Source organism: Micromonospora aridisoli, from assembly GCF_056150025.1.
Genome location: NZ_JAXCFK010000004.1, coordinates 233,233 through 255,723, shown reverse-complemented (window position 1 = coordinate 255,723; position 22,491 = coordinate 233,233). Strand labels below are relative to the sequence as shown.

Annotated in this window: 19 protein-coding genes; 10 read left to right on the top strand and 9 right to left on the bottom strand. The window is 72.7% G+C overall.

The window, feature by feature from the left end:
• Window positions 1-2 precede the first annotated feature (2 nt).
• Both SM447_RS10590 and SM447_RS10585 read right to left on the bottom strand, forming a co-directional pair.
• Window positions 3-902: an ABC transporter permease gene (locus tag SM447_RS10590; protein ID WP_474572577.1), complete on the bottom strand. Its 900-nt coding sequence runs from the start codon at window positions 900-902 to the stop codon at window positions 3-5.
• Window positions 902-3,769, bottom strand: coding sequence for an alpha/beta fold hydrolase (locus tag SM447_RS10585; RefSeq protein ID WP_474572576.1), 2,868 nt, complete (start codon window positions 3,767-3,769; stop codon window positions 902-904). Before SM447_RS10585 ends, SM447_RS10590 begins: the two co-directional genes overlap by 1 nt.
• Window positions 3,770-4,138: 369 nt before the next feature.
• On the opposite strand from SM447_RS10585, the gene SM447_RS10580 reads away from it, so the two are divergent.
• The 7 genes from SM447_RS10580 to SM447_RS10550 all read left to right on the top strand — a co-directional run bounded on the left by SM447_RS10580 (window position 4,139) and on the right by SM447_RS10550 (window position 12,650).
• Window positions 4,139-5,314: a hypothetical protein gene (locus SM447_RS10580; protein WP_474572575.1), complete on the top strand. Its 1,176-nt coding sequence runs from the start codon at window positions 4,139-4,141 to the stop codon at window positions 5,312-5,314.
• Window positions 5,301-7,883, top strand: a complete 2,583-nt coding sequence (locus SM447_RS10575; RefSeq protein ID WP_474572574.1) for a sensor histidine kinase — start codon at window positions 5,301-5,303, stop codon at window positions 7,881-7,883. The genes SM447_RS10580 and SM447_RS10575 overlap by 14 nt, the downstream gene beginning before the upstream one ends.
• On the top strand, window positions 7,880-8,350 hold the full coding sequence (locus SM447_RS10570; protein ID WP_093403345.1) for a roadblock/LC7 domain-containing protein: 471 nt from the start codon (window positions 7,880-7,882) through the stop codon (window positions 8,348-8,350). Before SM447_RS10575 ends, SM447_RS10570 begins: the two co-directional genes overlap by 4 nt.
• Entirely contained in the window at window positions 8,347-8,829 is a 483-nt protein-coding gene (locus SM447_RS10565) for a DUF742 domain-containing protein (protein ID WP_474572573.1), read from the top strand. The genes SM447_RS10570 and SM447_RS10565 overlap by 4 nt, the downstream gene beginning before the upstream one ends.
• Window positions 8,807-9,583 carry a GTP-binding protein gene (locus tag SM447_RS10560; protein ID WP_474572572.1) on the top strand — a complete coding sequence of 259 codons (777 nt, stop codon included), beginning with the start codon at window positions 8,807-8,809 and terminating at the stop codon, window positions 9,581-9,583. The genes SM447_RS10565 and SM447_RS10560 overlap by 23 nt, the downstream gene beginning before the upstream one ends.
• A gap of 42 nt (window positions 9,584-9,625) precedes the next feature.
• A complete protein-coding gene (locus SM447_RS10555; protein ID WP_474572571.1) occupies window positions 9,626-10,135 on the top strand; it encodes a hypothetical protein in 510 nt (169 codons plus the stop codon).
• A gap of 100 nt (window positions 10,136-10,235) precedes the next feature.
• Window positions 10,236-12,650, top strand: coding sequence for an AAA family ATPase (locus SM447_RS10550; protein WP_474572570.1), 2,415 nt, complete (start codon window positions 10,236-10,238; stop codon window positions 12,648-12,650).
• A gap of 139 nt (window positions 12,651-12,789) precedes the next feature.
• Here the strand turns inward: SM447_RS10550 and SM447_RS10545 are convergent, their stop codons facing one another.
• The 6 genes from SM447_RS10545 to SM447_RS10520 all read right to left on the bottom strand — a co-directional run bounded on the left by SM447_RS10545 (window position 12,790) and on the right by SM447_RS10520 (window position 17,906).
• Window positions 12,790-13,299, bottom strand: a complete 510-nt coding sequence (locus SM447_RS10545) for a GNAT family N-acetyltransferase (RefSeq protein ID WP_474572569.1) — start codon at window positions 13,297-13,299, stop codon at window positions 12,790-12,792.
• 104 nt (window positions 13,300-13,403) lie between these two features.
• Window positions 13,404-14,393: a hypothetical protein gene (locus SM447_RS10540; RefSeq protein WP_474572568.1), complete on the bottom strand. Its 990-nt coding sequence runs from the start codon at window positions 14,391-14,393 to the stop codon at window positions 13,404-13,406.
• A 10-nt stretch (window positions 14,394-14,403) separates the two neighbouring features.
• Complete coding sequence (locus SM447_RS10535; RefSeq protein ID WP_474572567.1) at window positions 14,404-14,787, bottom strand: DUF3263 domain-containing protein; 384 nt, start codon at window positions 14,785-14,787, stop codon at window positions 14,404-14,406.
• Between the two features lie 170 nt (window positions 14,788-14,957).
• Entirely contained in the window at window positions 14,958-15,971 is a 1,014-nt protein-coding gene (locus tag SM447_RS10530) for an ABC transporter permease subunit (RefSeq protein ID WP_474572566.1), read from the bottom strand.
• Window positions 15,968-16,978: an ATP-binding cassette domain-containing protein gene (locus SM447_RS10525; protein ID WP_474572565.1), complete on the bottom strand. Its 1,011-nt coding sequence runs from the start codon at window positions 16,976-16,978 to the stop codon at window positions 15,968-15,970. The genes SM447_RS10530 and SM447_RS10525 overlap by 4 nt, the downstream gene beginning before the upstream one ends.
• A 142-nt stretch (window positions 16,979-17,120) precedes the next feature.
• Complete coding sequence (locus SM447_RS10520; protein ID WP_093403331.1) at window positions 17,121-17,906, bottom strand: DeoR/GlpR family DNA-binding transcription regulator; 786 nt, start codon at window positions 17,904-17,906, stop codon at window positions 17,121-17,123.
• A gap of 194 nt (window positions 17,907-18,100) precedes the next feature.
• Between SM447_RS10520 and SM447_RS10515 the strand changes: the two genes are divergently transcribed.
• The 3 genes from SM447_RS10515 (at window position 18,101) to nagA (ending at window position 21,184) form a co-directional block, all read left to right on the top strand.
• Window positions 18,101-19,030, top strand: a complete 930-nt coding sequence (locus SM447_RS10515; protein ID WP_474572564.1) for an SIS domain-containing protein — start codon at window positions 18,101-18,103, stop codon at window positions 19,028-19,030.
• A 79-nt stretch (window positions 19,031-19,109) separates the two neighbouring features.
• Complete coding sequence (locus SM447_RS10510; RefSeq protein ID WP_474572563.1) at window positions 19,110-20,078, top strand: ROK family protein; 969 nt, start codon at window positions 19,110-19,112, stop codon at window positions 20,076-20,078.
• The gene (gene nagA, locus SM447_RS10505; protein ID WP_474572562.1) at window positions 20,075-21,184 is read left to right on the top strand and encodes an N-acetylglucosamine-6-phosphate deacetylase; all 1,110 of its coding nucleotides are present in this window, start codon (window positions 20,075-20,077) and stop codon (window positions 21,182-21,184) included. Before SM447_RS10510 ends, nagA begins: the two co-directional genes overlap by 4 nt.
• A 9-nt stretch (window positions 21,185-21,193) precedes the next feature.
• Here the strand turns inward: nagA and SM447_RS10500 are convergent, their stop codons facing one another.
• Window positions 21,194-22,405, bottom strand: coding sequence for a DUF4032 domain-containing protein (locus tag SM447_RS10500; RefSeq protein ID WP_474572561.1), 1,212 nt, complete (start codon window positions 22,403-22,405; stop codon window positions 21,194-21,196).
• Window positions 22,406-22,491: the final 86 nt, after the last annotated feature.

The following is a 22,491-nucleotide window of genomic DNA, read 5'->3' as shown; positions in this document are numbered from 1 at the left end:
CTTCAGCTGGTGACGTCCTTGCGGGTGAAACGCCAGTAGGCCAGACCCCAGAACACCGTGGCGTAGCAGATCGCCGAGATGGTGCCCCGGACGATGTCGTCGGTCTGCACGGGTGTGGAGAGCAGCCCAAGCCACGCGGTGCTGTAGTGGGTCGGCAGGAACGAGCGGATCGTGCCGAGCGCCGTGATCTGGTCCAGGATGCTGGAGAGGATCCACAGCAGCACCGCGCCACCCACCGCGCCCAGCGCCGCGTCGGTGGTCACCGAGAGCAGGAACGCCAGGCCGGCCACGACCAGCAGGACGATCGCCAGGTAGCCCAGCACGCCGAGCAGCCGCAGCAGTCCCTCGCCCGGATCCAATTGCGCGGCGACCGTGCTGCGCAGGGGTGACCACCCGTAGCGCAGGGTGCCGATGGTCAGTGCGGTGCCGGCCAGCAGCACCAGCGCCAGCGCCGAGTACGCGAGCGCGACCAGCAGCTTCACCGTGAGCAGCCGGGCCCGGGGCACCGGAATCGCCAGCAGGTAGCGCAGGCTCCCCCAGCTCGCCTCGCTGGCCACCGTGTCACCGCAGAACAGCGCCACCACCACGACCAGCAGGAACGAGGCCGAGACGAAGATGGTGAACAGGGTGAAGTTGAGCCCGCCGGAGGTGGCGAGATCGATCAGGCTGCCGAACTCGCCCCCGCCGTTGTCGTCGTCGTTGGGATCGAACTGGAACGCGATCAGGATGATCAGCGGCAGCAGCACCATGAAACCGAGGGCCAGCTGGGTACGCCGCCGCGACGCCTGCCGGCGGAACTCAGCGCTGAACGGCAGCGTCCGCGAGGGTCGGTAGCCGGCTGCCGCCCCCGAGGCGGCGACGCCGGTCGTGTCCCGCGTCGGCTCGACAGTCGATCCCGCCATCACCGGTCCCCGCTTCCCCGAGAGTTCTCGCCCACCAGGGCGAGGAAGGCGTCCTCCAGGCGGCGGCGCGGCACCACCCGGTCCACTCCGATCCCGGCCCGGACCAGCTCGGCAACCACCTCGCTGCGGGCGGTCCCGTTGGTGTCGACCACCAGCTGACCGTCGACATCGTCCAGGACCCGTACGCCACCGAGGCCGTCGAGCACATCCCGGGCGGCCGTCGGGTCGCTCACCTCGAACAGCACGCTGGGCGAGTCGCCGACGATCTCCTCGACCGGTCCGGAGGCCACGATGCGGCCCTTGTTGACCACCACCGCGTGGGTGCAGGTCTGCTCCACCTCGGCGAGCAGGTGACTGGAGACCAGCACCGCCCTGCCGTCGGTGGCGTACCGCTGGAGCACCCGGCGCATCTCGGCGATCTGCGGCGGATCCAGCCCGTCCGTCGGTTCGTCGAGCACCAGTAGCTCCGGCAGGCCGAGCATGGCCTGGGCGATGGCCAGCCGCTGCTTCATGCCGTGGCTGTACTTGCGCACCCGTCGGTGCACCGAGGAGCCCAGGCCGGCGATCTCCAGCGCCTGGTCGAACTGAGCGTCGGCCTCCGGCCGACCGGTCGCCCGCCAGTACGCCTTCAGGTTTTCCAGTCCGGACAGGTGCGGCAGGAAGCCGGGCCCCTCGACCAGCGAGCCGATCCGCGACAGTACGGGTGAGCCGGGCACCAGCCGGTGCCCGAAGACGTAGATCTCCCCGGCGGTCGGCTGCGTCAGCCCCATCAGCACCCGTAGCGTGGTGGTCTTGCCGGCGCCGTTGGGTCCGAGCAGGCCGACCACCTGACCGGGGTGCACCTCGAAGTCCACCTCGGAGACGGCGACGAAGCCGTCGGCGTACTCCTTGCGCAGCCGGCGCACGGCCAACGGGGTGTCCGCGTACTCCGGGTGCACGGAGGTGTCCTGGCGACGGTGCCGCACCCGCAGCACGGCCACCAGCACGACGAGCCCGGCCACGATCGCGGCGAGCAGTCCCACCAGGACCCAGCGCCAGAGCACCGCCTCGGTCGGGATGGGGTCGCTGTCGACCTCGGGCAGGCTCAGCGGCCCGTCCCCGAGTGCCACGGTGTGCACGTTCGGTGCGACCGGGGTGGTGTACGCCTGGTCGGAGGTGGCCACGACCAGGCGGAGCCGGTGCCCCGCCTCGACCCGGTGCACGATCGCGGGCAGGGTGACGGTGACCGGCTGGGCGGCGTCGATCGTCGCCGGCAGGCCGGTCAGCCGCACCGGAGCGATCAGCCCACTGGGGAGGGTCGCCGCGCCCTCCTGGTCGACGACGTAGAGCTTGACGAAGAGGACCACCTCGCCGACGGCCGACGCGGCGCGGATCCGCACCGTCGGCGACCCGACGATGTCGACCGCCTCGGCCAGCGGCTCGGACTCGAACCGGGCGTGCTGTCCGGGGATGTCCCCGGCCACTCCGCTGAGCAGCGAACTCAACGAGCCGGCGAACGGCACCGACGAGATCGCGGCCGGATTCCCGGCCGGCGGGTTCGCCACCCGCTGCGCCGGCCCGGCCAGCGTCACCTCGCGCCGGGACTCCCCGTCCAGCCCGGGGTAGTCGGCCGTCCGGTAGCCGGTGGCGACCAGTCCACGGTCCATTGCGTCGAAGCCGGCGATCCGGGAGAAGGTGAAGGTGTCGCCAGGTTCGTCACCGTCGCCCGCGACGTAGTGGTCGAGCCACTGCGCGGTCAGGAACTTCACCCGGTCGGAGTCGGTCTGGGGGCCCGCGCCGCCGTCGTGTCCGCCGGTGAACCAGGCGACCCGGACCGGGGTGCCGTTGGCGGCGATGCCGCGGGCGTTGGCGTCGGCCTCGGCGAGCGGGAAGAGGGTGTCCGCCGCGCCCTGTACCAGCAGTGTCGGCGCAGTGATCCGGTCCAGCACCCCGGCCGGGCTGGAGCGCCGCAGCAGGTCGACGGCGGCCTGGTCGGCCTGCCCGGTGGCGGCGATGCGCAGGTAGGCCATGCAGACGTCGGCCGCGAAACGACCGCAGGCGGGATCGGCGGCCCCGCCACCGGTCGGTGCGCCCGGTGCCGTTCCCGGCCCCTGTCCCGGTGCCGGGCTCGGCGGGCCGGGGGCGGGTGCCCCTTCGGGCGCCTCGGCGGTGCTGCCGGAGATCCCGGCCGGGCCGGAGCCGACGTTTCCGCCACCACCGAAGAAGATGCCCGCCCAGCCGGACTTGAACACGCCTCCGGTCGGCTCGGCACCGGTGCTCTCCGGCAGGAAGGCGCGGGACAGGTCGTTCCAGGTGATCATGGGAACGATGGCGTCGACCCGCTGATCCTGGGCGGCGAGCAGCAGTGCCAGCGCTCCGCCGTAGGAGCCACCGACGACGCCCACCCGGGGGTCACCCGGAGCGTCGGTACGGATCTCCGGACGCTCGGCGAGCCAGTCCAGCAGCCGCTGGGCGTCGCGCACCTCGTGATCGGGACTGTCCAGGTGGATCTGACCTCCGCTGCGTCCGAAGCCGCGGGCGGTCCAGGTCAGGACGGCGTACCCCCGGTCGGCCAGGTCCTCGGCGTCGGTACGGACCGACTCCTTGGTGCCACCGAAGCCGTGGGCGAGCAACACCGCCGGCACCTCGCGGCCGACGGCGGCGTCACGCGGAAGGTACAGCGTGGTGTCCAGGTCCACCGGCTCGTTCCCGTCCGGCCCGGACCGCACGGTGAGCATCGCGGACTCGGTGCGGAAGGCCGGTCGATCCGGCCAGACCGCCCACACCACGGCCGCCGCCAGCAGGGTGACGGCCGCCGTGGCGGCGACGGCCCGGCGACCGGTGGGCAGGGCACGTCGGAGCCGTGCGGCCGACAGCGGCGATCTCATTGGGCACACGGTACGGCCCGAAACCTGAGTATTAGCTGAGATCCGCCGTACGTCCGTTCTGGTAGGCCGATCGTCATCCCTCGAAGGTCATCCGCACACCGTCCAGTCGGCGAAACTTTGGGACGACTTCGCATCACGTGAATTCCTGCCTTTCATCGGAATCCATACTCAAGCACGCCTATCTCCCCACCGAACGGCACGGAACGTGAGCGAATTGATCGCCGTAAGTCACATCGCTCGAAGTGACGCAAAGCTGACGCTCGCAGACGGATACCAGACCATCCGGCTTCGATTAGTTTTCCGGTCCGGCGCACGGGACCGGCTCGTCGACGCCGTCGGACAACCTGCGCCACGCCGGAGGAGACAACCATGACCGTTCCCGCTCCGCGGGTCCGTCGCCGGCCCCGGAAACCGGGCCGGCTGTTACCGCTGCTACTCGCCACCGCGCTGCTGCTGCCGGTGGCGTTCCTCGTCGTACAGGCCCACCGGCTCATCGACACCGACCGCGACGTCATCGCGCGGGAACGACTCGGCGTCGAGTACCTTCGCGCTCTCGGGCCGGTGACCGACGCGCTGGTCGACGCGCAGAGCGCCGCCGTGGCCGGCCGGTCGCTGCGTCGGGACACCCTCGACCAGGCGGTCGAGCAGGCTGCGGCCGTCGACGCCCGCATCGGTGGGGAGTTGAGCACCAGCGAACGGTGGGCCGGGCTCCGCGCGAAGCTGGAGGCGCTGCCCGAGCGCTCCCTGAGCGACCCGGAGACCGCCTTCACCGTGTACGGCGAGATCACCGACCTGCTGCTCGCCCTGCACGGCAAGGTCCGGGAGACCTCCGGCCTGGTCCGGGACGCCGGGGCCGACTCGTACTTCCTCCAGGACGGCGTCGGGGAGGAGATGCCGGAGGCGGTGGTGGCCGCAGGCCGGCTCACCGACCTGGCCGTCCTGATGAACCGCCGACCCGCCGCCGAACGGCTCCAGTCGCTCAGCCAGCTCGCCACCCTCCGCGGCGCCGCCCTGCAACCCGCCAACGACCTGGCCAACAACCTGCGGGCGGTGGTGGAGAACACCGAGAGCGCCGACCTGGGCGCGACCGTGCTCACCCCCTTCGACGCCTATCAACGGGCCGTCGAGAAGCTGGGGATGTTCTCCCAGCCGGTCGACCGGGCGGGCACGGTCGACACGACCCGGCTCATCGCGGCCCGCAACGAGGCGCAACAGGCCGCGAAGCAGCTCCAGCCGGTCCTCCTCGACGAGATCGACCGGCTGCTGGTGGAGCGCCTCGACGGGTTGGACCGCGACCGCCTGCTGACCCTCGGCGCCGGCGGGCTCGCCGGCCTGCTGCTGATCCTCCTCGCGGTGAGCGGCTGGGTGTCCCGTCCACGAGACACAATCGCCGCTCCTCCCAGCGACGTCACGGCGGGGCCGCCGGTCGGCTCCCGGTGGGAATCGGCGGTACCGCGTCCGGTCGGTGAACACCCACCGGCGCTGCAACCGGCCGGGCGGCTCCACGAAGCGGACCGGTGGAGGCCCTTCGATGCTGCTCGGTAGGCTCCGGATCCGGGGCAAGCTCACCCTGCTGGTGACCATTCCCCTGCTCTGCATGCTGGGGTTGACCCTGCCGGTGGTCCTGGAACGGGCCGGCGTCGCCCAGCGCGCCGGCGACATCGACAGCACCGTTCAGCTGGCCAGCCGGGTCGGCACCCTGCTCCAGCACCTGCAGCGGGAACGCATGCTCGCCATCGGACTCCTGCTCGGGCAGGTCGAGCGCACCGAGCTGGTGCAGGAGATCGCGGAGGTGGACGACCGGATCGTCGACCTGCGGGGCGAGTTCGACGACGCCCTGCCCGCGGAGGTGGGCGCAGCGCTAGACGGCGTCAAGAAACTGGCCGAGGTCCGCACGGCCGTGCTGGCCGGACAGGCGGTGCCGCCGCAGGTGGTCGGCGCGTACGGGCCGGTCCACCTCGCCCTGATCGACTCGTTGCGGCTGGCGCACGACGTGGACACCCGTACTCCGGCCGGACGGCAGACCCTGGCCCTGGACAGCATTCTGCGCAAGAGCGAGGGACTCAGCGGCGGCGGTGCCCTGATCGTGCTGGTCGCGGCCACGCCGGACCCGCAGTTCGCCACCGCCTTCGTGGCCAACATGGCCACCCTCCAGGCGGAGAGCAACAGAATGCTCGGCCTGCTCACCCCGGAGCAGCAGGCGTTGGTGAACATCGAGCAGACCGCGGTGGATGCCCGCACCAGCCCCGAGTTCCTCCAGCAGAGCGCTCGGGACCCGGTGACCGCGGTGGCGGACATTCCCATCCAGGCCCTCTTCCCGACCGTCTCCTCGCTGATCACGCTGGGACAGTTCGTCGAGAAGAAGCTGGTCGCCGACGTGACCGCCGAGGTACGCGCGCAACGGCAGGAGGCGCTGTCCGGGGCGTACTGGGTGAGCGGACTGGTCGCGGTGATCCTGGTCTGTGTGGTGCTGCTCGCCCTGGCCATCGGTCGTACCGTGACCGGGCCGCTGACCCGGCTCACCCGCTCCGCCGACCGGGTCGCCCGGGTCGCCGAGTCCGAACTGGTCCGGGTGGCCGACGACGAGACGGACAACGCCCAACCCGTCCGCCTCGATCCGGTCGACGTCCGCGCCCGGGACGAGGTCGGCGACCTGGCCCGCGCCTTCGAACGGGTGCAGAACACCGCCGCGAGGCTGGTGGAACGGCAGGCGGCGAGCCGCCGCAACGTCGCGCAGATGTTCGGCCACGTCGGCCGGCGTACCCAGAACCTGGTCGGTCGTCAGATCGCCCTGATCGACCGGTTGGAGCAGCAGGAGACCGATCCGGGTCGGCTGGAGAACCTGTACCGGCTGGACCACATCTCCAGCCGGCTGCGGCGCAGCGCGGGCAACCTCGTGGTGCTCTCCGGCGCGGTGGGCGACGTCGCGCACGTCGCACCGGTTCCGTTGGCCGACGTGGTCCGCCTCGCCCTCGGTGAGATCGAGGACTACACCCGGGTGGACGTCCAGGTGCCGACCGAGGTGGCGGCGGCACCGGCGATCGTCGGCGACCTGGTGCTGGCCCTCGCCGAACTGATGGAGAACGCCACCGTCTTCTCCCCGCCGCACACCCGGGTCATGGTCGGCGGCGAACTCACCGAGCACGGCGTGCAGCTGACCGTGGTGGACCACGGCATCGGCATGACCGAGGCGCGGCTGACCGACGAGAACGCCCGCCTCACCCGACGGGAACGGCTGGACCTCGCCCCCACCGAGGTGCTGGGGCTGTTCGTGGTGGGCCGGCTGGCCCGACGGCACCACTGGGCGGTCGGCCTCTCCGCCACCCCCGGCGGCGGCGTCACCGCGACCGTCCAGATTCCGCGCACGTCGTTGGTCGTCGGTACGCCCGAGCCGGCCGGCCTTCCGGTTCCGCCGGTGGGCCGGGCCGCGCCGGTGGCCGCGCTGCCGACCCGGCACCAGTCCGAGCCGGTCTCACCGACCCGGGACACGCTGGTGGCGGTCGACCCGGACCGACCGGTGACGGAACCGGCGGCGCTGGCCGGGTTCAACCCGACGCTGCTGACCCGGGCCACCGAGAGCATCGAGTTGACCGAGTCCTGGGACGCCTTCGCCACCGGCCCGGACGCCCCCGGGACGGCCGGCGCGGAACCGACCAGTCCGGCCGGGATCGACCCGGCGACGGTGACGCTGCCGCAGGTCACGTCCGCGTCCACGGCCCCGCCGACCCCGGTGCCCGGCATCCGGCAACGGGTGCCGGGAGCGAGCCTGCCGCGAAATGCGCCGAAGGTGGGTCCGGTGGACGCCACCGGCGTCGACCCACTCGCCGCCCGCGCCGCCGTCGAGGCGTTCGAGTCGGGGGTACGCCGGGCCGAGCAGAGCCAGGACGCCCTACCGCAGCCGGTCGAGCCGCCGACCCCCGTGGGGCTGTCGCAGCTGTCCCGTCGGGTGCCGGGCGCAAACCTGATCGCACAGCTACCGCAGCAACCGCTCACCCAGGACCCGGGCGACCCGGCCGAGGTCCGCGATCGCATCAACGCGTTCGAGACGGGCGTCGCCCGGGCTCTGCGCGATGTCCGTACCGACCGCAGCGACGACGAAGGAACGCCACGGTGACCAGCCCGCACGTACACGAGAACCTCGACCACCAGAGCCATCCGGCCGGTGACCTCAGCCCCGAGGCCCGCACCTTCAACTGGCTGCTGGACTCCTTCACCTCGGGAACCGCCGGGGTGCTGGAGGCGATCGCGGTGTCGTCGGACGGCCTGCTGATGGCCATGTCCGCGATCAAGGACAGGTCCAACGCGGAGCGTCTCGCCGCGGTCGTCTCCGGCATGACCAGCCTGGCCGGCGGGGCCGCCAGCTGGTACGCGCTGGGCGGCCTGAACCGGGTGGTGGTGGACATGGCCGAGGGTTACCTCCTGATCAGCGCGATCAGCAGCGGTTCGGTGCTCGGGGTGGTCGCCGACCGGTCGGCGAACCTGGGCACCGTCGCCTACGAGATGACGCTCTTCGCCGGTCGGGCCGGTGGTGCGCTCACCCCGCGCCTGATCGCCGAGCTCAAGAACTCCGTACAGCAATGAATCCCGACGCCGCCGGTGCCGAACAGGAGCCGGTGATCCGCATCCGGCCCTACCTGCGCGAGTCCTCCCCGGCCGGCTCCGCCGGCCCGGCAGGCGCACCGGCGGCGGTCGGACCGGAGCCCGAGGAGGCCGGGCCCACCGGACCTCGCCCCTTCGTGCTGACCGCCGGCCGGGTGGCCGGCGCCGACCCCACGATCGGCCTGGAGACCCAGGTGACCGTCCGACCGACCAGCGAACCGTGGAACGTCGCGGCCACCCGACTGGCCCCGGAACTCCAGGCGATCGTGGCGCTCTGCGGTGAGCCGATCTCGGTAGCCGAGATCTCCGCCAAGACCCGGTTGCACTTCGGCGTGACCCGGGTGCTGGTGGGCGACCTGCGCGCCGCCGGCCATCTGGACGTACACGTGACCGACGCCGACGACGCCCTCGACCCCGACGTCATCCTGCGAGTGATTGATGGACTCCGTGCAATCTCCTGACTGGCCCGCCGCCCCGCCGGGCGCGCTCGCCGCCAACAGCGCCGCGGCCCGCTACGGCGGCCCCGTGCCGACCCCGCCGACCGTCGGCCGGGCGACCGCGCCACCACCGCCGCCGCCGGTCCACTCCGCCGCGGCACCGCCGCCGTACCGGCCGCCGGCCGCCGCGCCCGCGGCCACCGGTACGCCTCGAACGACGCCGCCGATCCCGGTGAAGATCCTGGTGGCCGGCGGCTTCGGGGTCGGCAAGACCACCACCGTGGGCTCGATCTCGGAGATCGCTCCGCTGACCACCGAGGCGGAGATGACCACCGCCGGGATCGGGGTCGACGACCCCGGTCAGCGCTCCGGCAAGACCACCACCACGGTTGCGATGGATTTTGGTTGTGTCACCATCGATCGCAGCCTGAAGCTCTACCTGTTCGGCACACCGGGTCAGGCCCGATTCGGGTTCATGTGGGACGACCTGGCCCGGGGTGCGCTCGGCGCGCTGGTGGTGGTGGACAGCGCCCGGCTCGACGACTGCTACCCGGCGATCGACTTCTTCGAGCGGGCGGGACTGCCGTTCGTGGTCGGGGTGAACGCCTTCGACGGGCGGCTGGCGCACGACCTCGGTGCGATCCGGTGGGCCCTGGCGATCGGCGAACATGTACCTCTGGTGCAGTTCGACGCCCGGGACCGGCTCTCGGTGCGGGACGCCCTGCTGGTCGTCCTGGACCGAGCGCTGGACCGGGCCACCCGGGAGAAGCGGGCCTGAGCCGACCGGCTCGCGGGCCCCTCGTGGGAAGGGGTGAGGCGGATGAGAGGCGGACTGGACGAGACCCTGGCCAGGATGCGGCGGCGCGAGGAGGCGTTGCGCCGGCGGGCCACGGACCCGACCGAGACGGCTGACGACCAGCCCGGTCCGGAACCGGGCCAGGGGTCCGGGTTGACCCGGGCCGAGAGCCGCAACGCGGGACCCGGCTGGGCGGGCGTCCGCGAACCGGCCCCCGAGGTGCCGTCACGGCATCCGGTCGAGGACGTGGCCGAGGCGCTGCGCGCCGCCGTCGCGGCCCACCCGGGGGCGTCCGTCGCCGCCCGGGTCGAGCACGACGGGCAGGCGTACGACCTGCGGGTGACCTGGACCGACCAGGAGGTGACGGTCAGTGGGCAGCCCGCCGCACCACCCCCCTCCTGGCCGCTGTCGGTCAAGACCGTGCCCGGCTGGTCAACCGCACAGGACGGGCTGAGCGCGGACCCGGCAGCCCGCCTGGCCGAGCTGATCCGCCGTGACCCGTCACTGCTCACCGGGGAGGAGCCGACGGGCTGACGACGCCGGCCAGCGCTTGCGCCGACGTCGTCGGCCGAGCCCGGGTGGCGTCCGAGCGCAGGCCGGCCAAGGACTTCGACACACGCGTTAGGGTCGGGCGGTGGGCGAACCCGAGCTGACCCTGATCGCGAGCCTGCGGCCGGCCGCACTGGACGCCCGCCGGGGCATCGTCCGGGTGCATCCGGAGGCGCTCACCGCTCTCGCGCTGCGCCCGGGTGACCCGGTCCGGCTGACCGGGCGGCGGGTGACCGCCGGCCTGGTCGCGGCGGCCGAGCGCACGGCCGGCGCGGCCCTGCTGCACGCCGACGACCTGATGCTGGGCAACCTCGGCGTACGCGACGGTGGGCAGGTGCGGTTGAGCCCGGCCCCGGTCACCCCGGCCCGTCGGGTGCTGCTCGCCGGGCCGGCCGAGATCGTCGCGGTGGTCTCCCCTGAGATGCTGCGGCTGGCGCTGCTCGGCAAGGTGGTCACCGCCGGGGACGACGTCTCCCTGCTCCCCCAGGACGTGCTGCCGGACGCCTCGACCCGCACCCTGGTCGAGGCGGCCCGACGCAGCCTCTCCACCCGGGTCGGCTACGCGTGGACCAGCACCCTGCTGCGGATCGTGGCTGCGGAGCCGGATCCGGGCGCGCTGGTCACCATGGACACGCTCGTCGCCTGGGAGCACGGCCCGGCCACCCACGGCGGCACCGGGACCGCCTCGGCTGTCCCCCCGGTGCCCGGGACCCGCGGCTCGTCGCCGGGCGGCGGGACGGTCCGGGCTGGCGCTGCCGGCGGCTGGCCGGCGAGCGGCGGAACCGCGGGCGGCTGGCCGGACGGCGGGTCGATGACGAACGGAGCCGGTGCCGGCAGTGCGTGGGCGTCGGGTCGGTACGCCCAGACCCCCGGGACCGGCGTCGGGCCGGACACCGGTGGCACCGAACAGACCGGGACCGACGAGGCGGGCGAACTGGACGTGCCGTCGGTGGACGAGCTGCCCGGCCTGCGGGCCCAGGCCGAGGAGCTGACCGAACTGCTCGACCTGGGCTTCCACCACCGGGAGGTGCTCAGCCGGCTGGGCACCACCGTGGCGCTGGGGGTGCTGGTCAGCGGACCGGCCGGCTCGGGCAAGGCGGCGCTGGTCCGGGCGGTCGCCGCCCAGGTCGGTGCCCGGGTGCATCAACTCTGGGCGCCGGAGGTCGCGGCGTTGACCAACGATTCGGCCGCCGCCCGGCTCCGGGCGGTGACCGCCGAGGCACTGGCCGCCGGGCCGGCCGTGCTGCTGGTCAGCGACGTGGAGGCGCTGGTCCCGGCGGACACCCCCGGCCCGGTGACCACCGTGTTCCGCCAGTGCGTCACGCAACTGGTCCGGGCCGGAACGGCGGTGGTCGGGACCACCAGCCGACCGGAGGCGGTGGACCCGGGCCTGCGCGCCCCGGACCTGCTGTCGCTGCGGATCGACGTACCGCTGCCCGACGCCGCCCTGCGCCGGGAACAGCTCACCGTGCTGACCCGCCCGGTACCGCTCGCCGACGACGTACGGCTGGACGAGGTCGCCGCGCGTACCCCCGGTTTCGTCGCCGCCGACCTGGCCGCGCTGGTCCGCGAGGCCGGGGTACGCGCGGCCCTGCGGCAGAAGTCGGCGCAGACGCCCACGGTGCTGATGGCGGACTTCACCGCCGCCCTGGAGGTGGTGCGCCCGACCACCATGGCAGCCAGCAGCCTCGAACTGGCCCGGGTGACCCTCGACGACGTCGGTGACCTGGTGGAGGTCAAGCAGACGCTGACCGAGTCGGTGCTGTGGCCGCTGACCTACCCGGACACCTTCGCCCGGCTCGGGGTGCAACCGCCCCGGGGGGTGCTGCTCTACGGCCCGCCGGGCTGCGGCAAGACCTACCTGGTGACGGCGTTAGCCGGGACCGGGCGGGCGAACGTGCTGTCGGTCAAGGGCGCGGAGCTGCTGTCGAAGTGGGTGGGCGAGAGCGAACGCGCGGTACGCGAACTGTTCCGCCGGGCCCGGGAGGCCGCCCCGACGCTGATCTTCCTCGACGAGGTGGACGCCCTGGCCCCGGTACGCGGCCAGGCCACCGACGGCGGCACCACCGACCGGGTGGTCGCCGCCCTGCTCACCGAGCTGGACGGGGTGGAGGCGCTGCGCAACGTCGTGGTGATCGGCGCGACGAACCGCCCCGACCTGGTCGACCCGGCGCTGCTGCGCCCCGGACGGCTGGAACGCCTGGTCTACGTGCCGCCACCGGACGCCGAGGCCCGAGCGGAGATCCTGCGGGCCGCCGCGCGCAACGTGCCGCTCGCCGAGGACGTCGACATCCCCGCGCTCGGCGCGGAGCTGGACCGGTTCTCGGCCGCCGACTGTGCCGCCCTGATCCGCGAGGCCGCGCTGGCCGCGATGCGCGAGTCGCTGACCGCCACCACGGTCACCGCCGAGCACGTCGCGACGGCCCGCTCCCGGGTCCGCCCGTCCCTGGACCCGGCCCAGGTCGCCTGGCTCGCCGCGTACGCCGAGCAACGCGGGTGACCGAGCGCGTCGGCGGTATCGGTCGCCGCAGCTACGGCATTGGGAACGTCACCGTAGCGCACACCAGGGGCCTTATCCGGACAGAAAACGCCTCCCGAGCAGCAGCAACGCCAAAGCTAAACAAAAGAGAAAAATAATGTCAAAGGACGGGAGGAGGGGTGTCCAGGCAGATTTCTGCGCGCACCTTGCCGTCGTCCTCACGCAATTCTGCGCCACATTTCACCAGCAGCGAGACGGCACCACGGTTACTGGCGGTCGTTTCGGCCACGACCCGCCGCATTCCGGCTGCGGCCGCGACGTCGAGCAGCTCACGCAAGGCAGCCGGACCGATCCCCTGGCCCCGGGCCGATCGGCCGAGCCACATGCCGGTCTCGACCGTGCCCGGTTCGTCGACGCGGGTCATCCGGATCATCCCGACCACCTCGCCGCCGGCCAGGATGACGTACCTCTGCGTACGCCCCGGGCCGTTCAGACCGTCGAAGCTGGCCCGGTGGAACTCCCGGAACGCCTCCCGCCGGGCGTGTGACCAGCCGGCCGGCGCCTCCACCGGCGGCATCACATCGGCGGGTTCCGCCTCGGCCACCGCCACGGAGAGCAACGGTTCGAGGTTCTGCTCGTCCACCGGTTCCAACCGGACCGCACCAGTCACGTGCCGCAGTCTTCCGCGCTCGGCGGCACGCGTCCACCCGGTTGGAGACGACCGGGCCCTCCGGCGGATCGGACCGGCCGGTCGGATCGAATCGCCTTCCCGAGTCACGCTCCGCGATCGTCCGGGCGGGGGAACTCGCAGAGGACGGCGGAGGCGTCGTCGGCCGCCTTGTGCCGGCGGCGCCGCTCGGGATGGTCCCGTTCGGCGGCCCGGACCCGGTCGATCAGCGCGCCCGGACCGTCGGTGGCCACCACGTCCAGCAGGTCGGCCCAGTCGAACAGCCCGAACTCCTCGACCGCGGCGGACGCACCGTCGGAGAGCAGCACCGCCCGGCGCAGCGCATCCGGCCCGTGCCGCGGCACCGTACCGACCACCGCGTGGTAGGCCGCGTCGGGATCGGCGGCGGCGACCCAGTAGCCGTGCGTACGGTTCATCCGCTCCCGCTGCACGGTGACGGCGCGCCGGAACCGGGTGGTCCAGTCCGTCGACGCGGGCAGTATCTCGGCGGTCTCGCGCAGGTCGGCCGCCGAGGTGGCCAACCGGTCGTCGACCACCACGTCGACGCGGCCACCGGTGTCGAGCACCAGCGGGCTGTCGCAGAGCACGAGATAGTCGACCTGGTCGCCGCCGTCACGCAGCAGGCACACGGTGCTCGACGGGGTGCCCGGGTGGTCGAGGTCGCACTGCTCGCCGTGATCGGAACGAACCGCGAGGATCGCCGCCGCCAGGTTGCTCACCAGCGTCGCGGCAGGACGGGCGGCCTCGGCCAGGCCCAGTCGGGCGGCGAGATGCCGGACGTACCACTGCGGTCCGTGTATGCAGCCGGTGTCGAAGCCCTCCGGTACGGTGACGCCGTCGAGCACCCCGACCAGCGGCCCGAACCGGAACACCAGGTCCTCGTTGACCGCCCGGCCGGGTGGCGGGGCGGAAGCGGACCGTACCCCCATGGTGGGTGCCGTCCCGACCGCCACACCCCGCCGACGCTCCTGCGGAGCAGCCTCGGGCAACCCCGCTGTCCGGCCCGGTCGCGCGGGTCCGCCTCCGGTCATCGCCGCCACCTCCGCGCCCCGGCTACCCGCCGAGCGTTTCGACATGCGCCCGACCTCAGCGGCGTCGGTTGCGGGCGCGGGAGGCGCGCAGCCGTACCAGCCGGCCCACCAGCACCGGATCGGCCGCCAGTGCTGCCGGATTGTCCAACAGCGCGTTCAGCAACTGGTAGTAGCGGGTGGCGGAAAGTCCGAACCGGTCCCGGATCGCCTGCTCCTTGGCGCCGGCGTGGCGCCACCACTGCCGCTCGAAGGCGAGAATCTCCCGTTCCCGCTCACCGAGCCCGTCAGCGGACGGAGTGGCCGTCTCCTCGGTCTCGACTGCGGCCGGCGGGTCCCCCTGGGCCGGAGTCGACTCCACCTCGGGGGCGGACCTCGGTGGTGGCACCGTGACGGCGTCCGGACCGGTCTGCGCTGCCGGGGTGGCGTCGGCGGGCTGCATGTGGCTCCTCACGCGGGGGCGGCCGGCTCGGGCGACGCCAACCGGGCTCACCAGCGTAACCAGGGCCACCACCTGGCGCATCCGGCCACGCGTCCGACCGTCCCCGTGCACGGTCGGACGCGGACGCGGTCGGTGGGCGCGACCGGCGGGCGGTCGCGCCCACCGTCGGCTCAGGTGATGTCGCGCCGCCGCATCGTCCACAGCGCCGCACCCAGGAATAGGGCGATTCCGACGGCAAACAGCACCGACGAATGCTGCCAGGTGATGTCCAGGGTGGCCGGCTTGCACTCGCCGGTGTAGGTGGCGTTGCACGCCTGCCAGTCCTCAAGGGTGACCGTCTTGGTCATCCAGGCGTAGGCGTAGGTGGGGAGCAGCCACGCCTCGGCGAAGCGCACCTGCGCCATGGACAGCAGGATGCCGAGGCCGATCTGGCCGACCACCATGACCGCGATCGCCCCGCCGAGCGCCATCGCGGTGTGCCGGCCGAGCGAGGCCAGGGCGAAGCCCACCGTCGCCGCGACCAGCGCCAGCACGATGCCGCGCAGCCCGGTGATCAGGAACGACTGCCAGGCGCCGGAGGTCATCCCCTCGGTGGTGCCCCGCCAGTTGGCGATCAGCCACATGCTGCCGAACCAGGCCGCGGTGGCGGGCAGGGCCAGCGCGAGCAGCCCGGTGAGCAGCGCGCCCAGCTTGGTCAGCAGGACGGTCAACCGTTTCGGTCGCCAGAGCAGCAGGTTCATCATGCCGCCGGTGTTCCACTCGGCACCGACGAAGGAGGCACCGACCACGAACCCGACCATGGCCAGGATCGCGGCGAGCGGGATCAGCATCTCCCCGAAGCTCTTCCGGAAGTCGAAGGTCGAGGGCAGGAACCACTGCTCCTCGATCGATTCGCGAGGCGGCGGAGTGATCTCGGCGCAGTCGGCCGGGTAGTAGTCGACGGTCTCACCCGCCGCCTTGGCGCGCTCGCAGTTCGCGCGCTCCTGCTCGGCCCAGCGCACCTGATCCTGATGCTGCTGGTCGGCGGACCGCCGCGCCTCGGCCCACTGGTCGGGGCCGATCTTCTGGTTGCTGAGGAACATGCCCGCCGCCACCAGGACCAGCACCAGCAGGCCACCGGCGGTCATCCAGCGGGTGAAGCGCCGCTTGGCCAGTCGGCGCAGTTCGGTACGGAAGAGACTCACGCGCCCCAACCTCCCCCGGCGGGCGCGGACGATGCCGCCCCGTCGACTCGTACGGACTGATCGACCTGCCGGTGCTGACCGGGTACCGGCGCGGTGGCGGTCAGTTCGAGGAAGACGCTCTCCAGGTCGACCGCGATCGGCGCGAGTTCGCTGACGTAGAGGCCCTGCTCGGCCAGGATCCGGGTGACCGTGGCCGGCTTGTCCACCCCGCCGAGCATCAGGTGGTCGTCGTTGGTGGTGACCCGTACGCCAGCCCGGGTCAGCGCGGTGGCGGCGACCGGAAGGTCGGTGACCGCCTCCAGCCGCACCCGGACCGCGCCGGACGAGTGCTGCGCCAGCACCTCGTCGACCGGGCCGAAGGCGACCCGCCGGCCCAGCGAGATGATGGTGACCGAGTCGCAGATCAGCTGGATCTCGCCGAGGATGTGGCTGGACAGCACCACCGTCATCCCGGACTCGGCGAGGGTGCGCATCAGGGTGCGCATCTCCCGGATGCCGCCCGGGTCGAGACCGTTGGCCGGCTCGTCCAGGATCAGCAGTCGCGGGTTCTTGAGCAGCGCCGAGGCGACCGCCAACCGCTGCTTCATGCCGAGCGAGTACGTCTTGACCCGCTCGCCGGCCCGGTCACGCAGGCCGACCAGCTCAAGCACCTCGTCGACCCGCTGCTCGGGCAGGTCACCGGCACCGGCCAGCAGCGACAGCGTGTCCCGCGCGGTGAAGTGCGGGAAGAACTGCGGGCTCTCCACGATCGCGCCGACCTGCGGAGCGACCTGGTCCAGCGTGTCGGGCACCTCGTGCCCGAGGATCGCCATCCGGCCGCCGTCCGGCCGGATCAGGCCGAGCAGCGTACGCAGCGTGGTGGTCTTGCCCGACCCGTTGGGGCCGAGGAAGCCGTGCACCTGTCCCGCCTCGACCCGCATGTCGAAGCCGTCCAGGGCGTTGCGGGTGCCTCGGCGTCGACTCCGGTACGTCTTTCGTAGACCTTCTATTTCCAGGACAGCTGGCAAGCTGCACCTCCCCCGTTGGTGTGTGGGCGACGACGACACCATACGCGGTATGCAACGGAAGGCAATACCCGGTATGCAGCGCCACGCCGGAACGGGGAATTTCGATACCGCGAGCGTCGACGGCGCGACGCCTGGTGAGCGGTCAGGCGCAGATGACGTGGACCCCGGCGGCACGGAAGGCGTCGACCACCTCGGGCGCGGCGCCGGAGTCGGTGACCAGGGTTTCGACCCGGTCGACCGGACAGATCCGGGCGAAGGCGTGACCGCCCAGTTTGGACGAGTCCGCGATGATCACCACGCGCTTGGCCCGCGCCACCATCAGGTTGTTCATCGCCGCCTCGCCCTCGTGGTGAGCGGCGGCACCGAGCAGCGGATCGATCGCGTCGACCCCGAGCAGCGCCACGTCGAGGGTGACCTCACGCAGCAGCGCTCCCCCGAGCGGACCGACCAGCTCGAAGGACTTCGGCCGCACCACGCCACCGGCCACCACGACCTTCATCCGCGACCGGACGAGCAGCTCGTTGGCGATGTTCAGCGCGTTGGTGACCACGGTCAACTGGGCGCCCTCGGCGTTGGTGTTGAGATCCGGGCGGACGGCCAGCGCCCGGGCCACCTCGGTACTGGTGGTGCCGCCGTTGAGTCCGACCACCGTGCCCGGCGAGACGAGCGCCGCCGCGGCCGCGCCGATGCGCTGCTTCTCCGCCGAGTGCTTGGCCGTCTTGTAGCGCAGCGGCAGATCGTAGGAGACCCCGTTGGCGACCGCCCCACCCCGGGTACGCGTGATCATCTGCTGCTGGGCGAGTTGGTCGAAGTCGCGGCGGATGGTCGCCTGGGAGACGTCCAGCCGCTCGGCGGCCTCCTCGACGGTGACCCGACCCGAGTCGGTCAGCATTTCGAGCAGGGCGTTCCATCTCGCGTAGCGGTCCACCCCGGGCCTCCCGTGTCTGCACGATCGGTGCTTGGTTGCGTGCACACTAGTGCTCGAAACTACGATGTGGCAAAACCCAGCGCTGCGCGATCGCTCCTGCGGTTGCCATTTCCACCGGGTTTCACGCAGAATGGCGCGCGAAAGACGGGATTAACGAGCCGTAATGCGCAAGGCTCCGCCTGCGAGGAGTTCTCATGGCGTACGTAGACGCGGAGATCGCGAGCCAGCCGGACTGCTGGCGCCAGGCGAGCGAGCTGGCCCCCGCGGCGCTCGACAAGCTCCCGCGCCCCGGAGAGCGGGTCGCCGTCGTCGGTTGCGGCACGTCGTGGTTCATGGCCATGGCGTACGCGGCCCGGCGCGAGGCCGCCGGCCAGGGCGAGACCGATTCCTTCCAGGCCAGCGAGTTCCCCGCCGGCCGCCGCTACGACCGCCTCGTGGCGATCACCCGCTCCGGCACCACCACGGAGGTGCTGGACCTGCTCGGCGCGCTGCGCGGCCGGACACCTACCACGGTGCTGGTGGGCGACCCCGGTTCACCGGCGGTGCAGATCGCGGACGCCGCCGTCACCATGCCGTTCGCCGACGAACGCTCGGTGGTGCAGACCCGCTTCGCCACCACCGCGCTGGCCCTGCTCCGCGCCCACCTCGGCGACAACATGACCGCGCTGGTCGCCGACGCAGAGGTGGCCGTCCGGGCCCCCCTGCCGATCGACCCGAGCCTGATCGAGCAGGTCACCTTCCTCGGTCGCGGATGGACGGTCGGCCTGGCTCAGGAGGCCGCGCTGAAGTGCCGCGAGGCGGCCACCTTCTGGGCCGAGGCGTACCCCGCGATGGACTACCGGCACGGCCCCATCTCGGTGGCCGCCCCCGGCCGGCTGGTCTGGGCCTTCGGCGAGCTCCCCGACGGGCTGCCGGAGGACGTCGCAGCCACCGGCGCGTCCTTCGCGCACAGTCGCACCCACGGCTACCACAGCGTGCTCGGGCGATGGGCGGCCGGGCGTACCCCGGTCGACCCGATGGCCGACCTGATCCTGGCCCAGCGCTTCGCCGTCGCCCTGGCCACCAGTCGCGGCCTCGACCCCGACGCGCCCCGACACCTGAGCCGCTCGGTGGTGCTCACGTGACTCCCCCGCCAGCAGATCTTGGCACCGAACCGCCCGCGACGGGGCGCCTTCGCACCAGGATCCGGGTGACGTGGTGGGGGTGAGGCGCGAAGAGGTTGCCATCGCGGTGGACGTGGGTGGCACCGGGATGAAGTGCGCCCTGGTCGGCGCGGACGGCGCCGTCCGGCACACCGAACGGCACCCCACCGATGCCCGGCGTGGTCCCGACGCCGTGGTCGAGACGATCCTGACGGTGGCCGAAGGGCTGGCCGGGAAGGCACACGCGGACGAGCTCACCCCGACCGCGCTCGGCATCGTGGTGCCGGGCGTCGTGGACGAGGCGCGCGGCGTCGCGGTCTGGTCGGCGAACGTCGGCTTCCGGGACGTACCCCTGCGCGAACTGGCGTCCACGCGGCTCGGCCTGCCCACCGCGCTCGGCCACGACGTGCGCGCCGGCGGCCTCGCCGAGGCGCGGTTGGGCGCCGGCCGCGACGCCGGGCACGTGCTCTTCGTCGCCATCGGCACCGGCATCGCCGCCGCGCACGTGGTGGGCGGCTCGGCCGCCACCGGCGCGCACGGCGCCGCCGGGGAACTCGGTCACATCCTGGTCCGCCCGGCCGGTCCGGTCTGCGGCTGCGGACGGCCGGGCTGCCTGGAGGCGGTCGCCTCCGCCTCTGCCGTGGCCCGCCGCTACACCGAACTCACCGGCATGACATCGGACGCCGGGTCCGCCGCCGGGGTCGGCCCGATGCCGACGATGGTGACCGCCGCCGAGGTGGCCGCCCGGGCGGCGGCCGGCGAGGAACTGGCCACCCGGGTCTGGCAGGAGGCGGTCGAGGCACTGGCCGACGGCCTCGCCACCGGCCAGGCCCTCTTCGACGTGGAGACCATCGTCCTGGGCGGTGGCCTCGCCCAGGCCGGTCCCGGGCTGTTCGACCCGCTGCGTGCCGCCCTGCGGGACCGACTCACCTTCCACCGGGAGCCACGACTGGTCCCGGCCGTCCTCGGCGACGAGGCTGGCTGCCTCGGTGCCGCCCTGCTCGCCCTCGACCAGTTGGAGACGCCATGACCGTACGGGTGAACGGCAAGGTGGTGACCCCCAGCGGGGTGATCCGACAGGGCTGCGTCGAGGTCAGAGGAGACCGGATCAGCGCGGTCGCCGAGTACCCGTCGGTACGCGACGGACACTGGATCGTGCCGGGCTTCGTGGACATCCACAGCCACGGCGGCGGCGGGCACACCTTCACCACCGGCGACGCCGGCCAGGCGCGTGCCGCCGCCGCGTTCCACCTGGGACACGGCACCACCACCCTGATGGCCAGCCTGGTCAGCTCGCCGTTCGAGCTGATGCGCTCGGCCACCGCCGCCTTCGCCCCGCTGGTCCGCGACGGCGTGCTGGCCGGCATCCACTTCGAGGGGCCGTACCTCTCCGCCGCCCGCTGCGGCGCGCAGAACCCGGAGTTCCTGCGGGACCCGTCGACCGACGAACTGACCGAACTGATCAAGCTCGGTGACGGTGCGGTCCGGATGGTCACCGTCGCTCCGGAGCGCCCGGGCACGCTGGAGGCCGTGGAACTGCTCACCCGGCACGGGGTGGTCGCCGCCGTCGGTCACACCGACGCCACCTACGAGCAGACCCGCGCCGCCCTGTCCGCCGGCGCGAGCGTCGGCACCCACCTGTTCAACGGCATGCGACCGGTGCACCACCGCGAGCCCGGTCCCGTGGTGGCGCTGTTGGCCGCACCGAACGTGATCTGCGAGTTGGTCGCCGACGGGGTCCACCTGCACGAGGGGACGCTCACCTTCGCCACCGCGACCGCCGGACCGGAACGGTGCGCGCTGGTCACCGACGCGATGGCCGCCGCCGGCATGCCCGACGGCGAGTACGAACTGGGTGGTCAGGCGGTCACCGTGACCGACGGCGTGGCCCGGCTCTCCCGCGACGGAGCCATCGCGGGCAGCACGCTGACCATGGACGCGGCGCTGCGCCGTGCGGTGTCCGCCGGGGTCGCGGTTCCCGACGCGGTACGCATGGCCTCCACCACCCCGGCCCTCGCCGTCGGGCTCGGTGACCAGGTCGGCGCCCTCCAGGTCGGGCTCCGCGCCGACCTGGTGGTGCTCGACGACGACCTGGAGGTCGTCCGGGTGATGCGGGGCGGTGCCTGGGTCGAGTGAACCGGCGGTTCAGCCCGACGTCGGGATCTCCACGCCGAGGACGGCCTGCTCGTCCGGACGGTGCACCAGCACGTCCGACAGGAACGACTGCACCGCGTGGCGCATCCCGACGTCCCGGCCGGCCCGCTCGGAGAGCAACCACTTGTGCTCGATGATCTGGGCGAACAGCTCCTGCGGCTCCAGCTTGCGTCGCAGGTGCGCGGGTACCGCCCGGACCACCGGCTCGAAGACCTCGGTCAGCCAGCGGTGCGCCGCCTGCTGCTCGTCGGTCAGGTCGCTCTCCGCCCGGTACGCGTCGAGGTCGTTGAGCAGCTTGCGGGCCTGGTTCTCCTCGGCGTCCAGCCCGGTGAGCCGGAGCAACCGGCGGTGGTGGTAGCCGGCGTCGACCACCTTCGGCCGGATCAGGTAGCGGCCGTTGTCGATGGTCGACATGGCCACCTCCGCCACGTCGAAGCCCAGCTCGTTGAGACGGCGGATCCGCCCCTCGATGTCGTGCCGGGCCTGCCGCTCGACCTGCTGCTCGTAGGTGATCTCGTGCCAGAGCCGCTCGTAGCGCTGCACCACCTCCTCGCAGACCACCTCCGGGTCGATCGAGTCGTGCAGCAGGCCGGCGGCCTGAAGGTCGAGCGCCTCCCCGAAGATGTTGACCCGGGCGATCTCCAGGTCCTCGCCCCGTTGGCCGTTGGAGAGCACGCTGCGCAGCGCGCCGGTCTCGGCGTCGACCAGGTACGCGGCGAAGGCACCCGCGTCCCGCCGGAACAGCGTGTTCGACAGCGAGCAGTCGCCCCAGAAAAAGCCGGTCAGGTGCATCCGGACCAGCAGCGCGGCGAGCGCGTCGAGCAGTCGGCCCATCGTTCCCGGCCGCAGCGTGTGCGAGAACAGCGCCCGGTAGGGCAGGGAGAACTGAAGGTGCCGGGTGATCAGTACGGGATCCAGCGGCTCACCGGCGTCGGACTCCCGGTCGGCGACGATCGCCACCGCCTTCACCGACGGGAAGTCGATCCGTTCCAGGGCACGCAGCAGGTCGTACTCCCGCTCGGCCACCCGCTCGCCGGTCTCCTTGACCGCGTAGACGTGCCCGCCCAGCTGCACGAAGCGCACCACGTGCCGGGAGATGCCCTGGGGCAACGCCACCAGGTGTTCGGCCGGCCACTGCTCCAGCGGTGTCGACCAGGGCAGGTCGAGCAACGCCGGGTCGACGAGGGCCGAGGTGATCCGCACGGCGTCAAGTTTGACGCCTCACCCGCCGGAACGCCTCCCCGCGTGGCTCGGCCCACACTCGCCGCACGCCGTGGGCACCGCGCGGG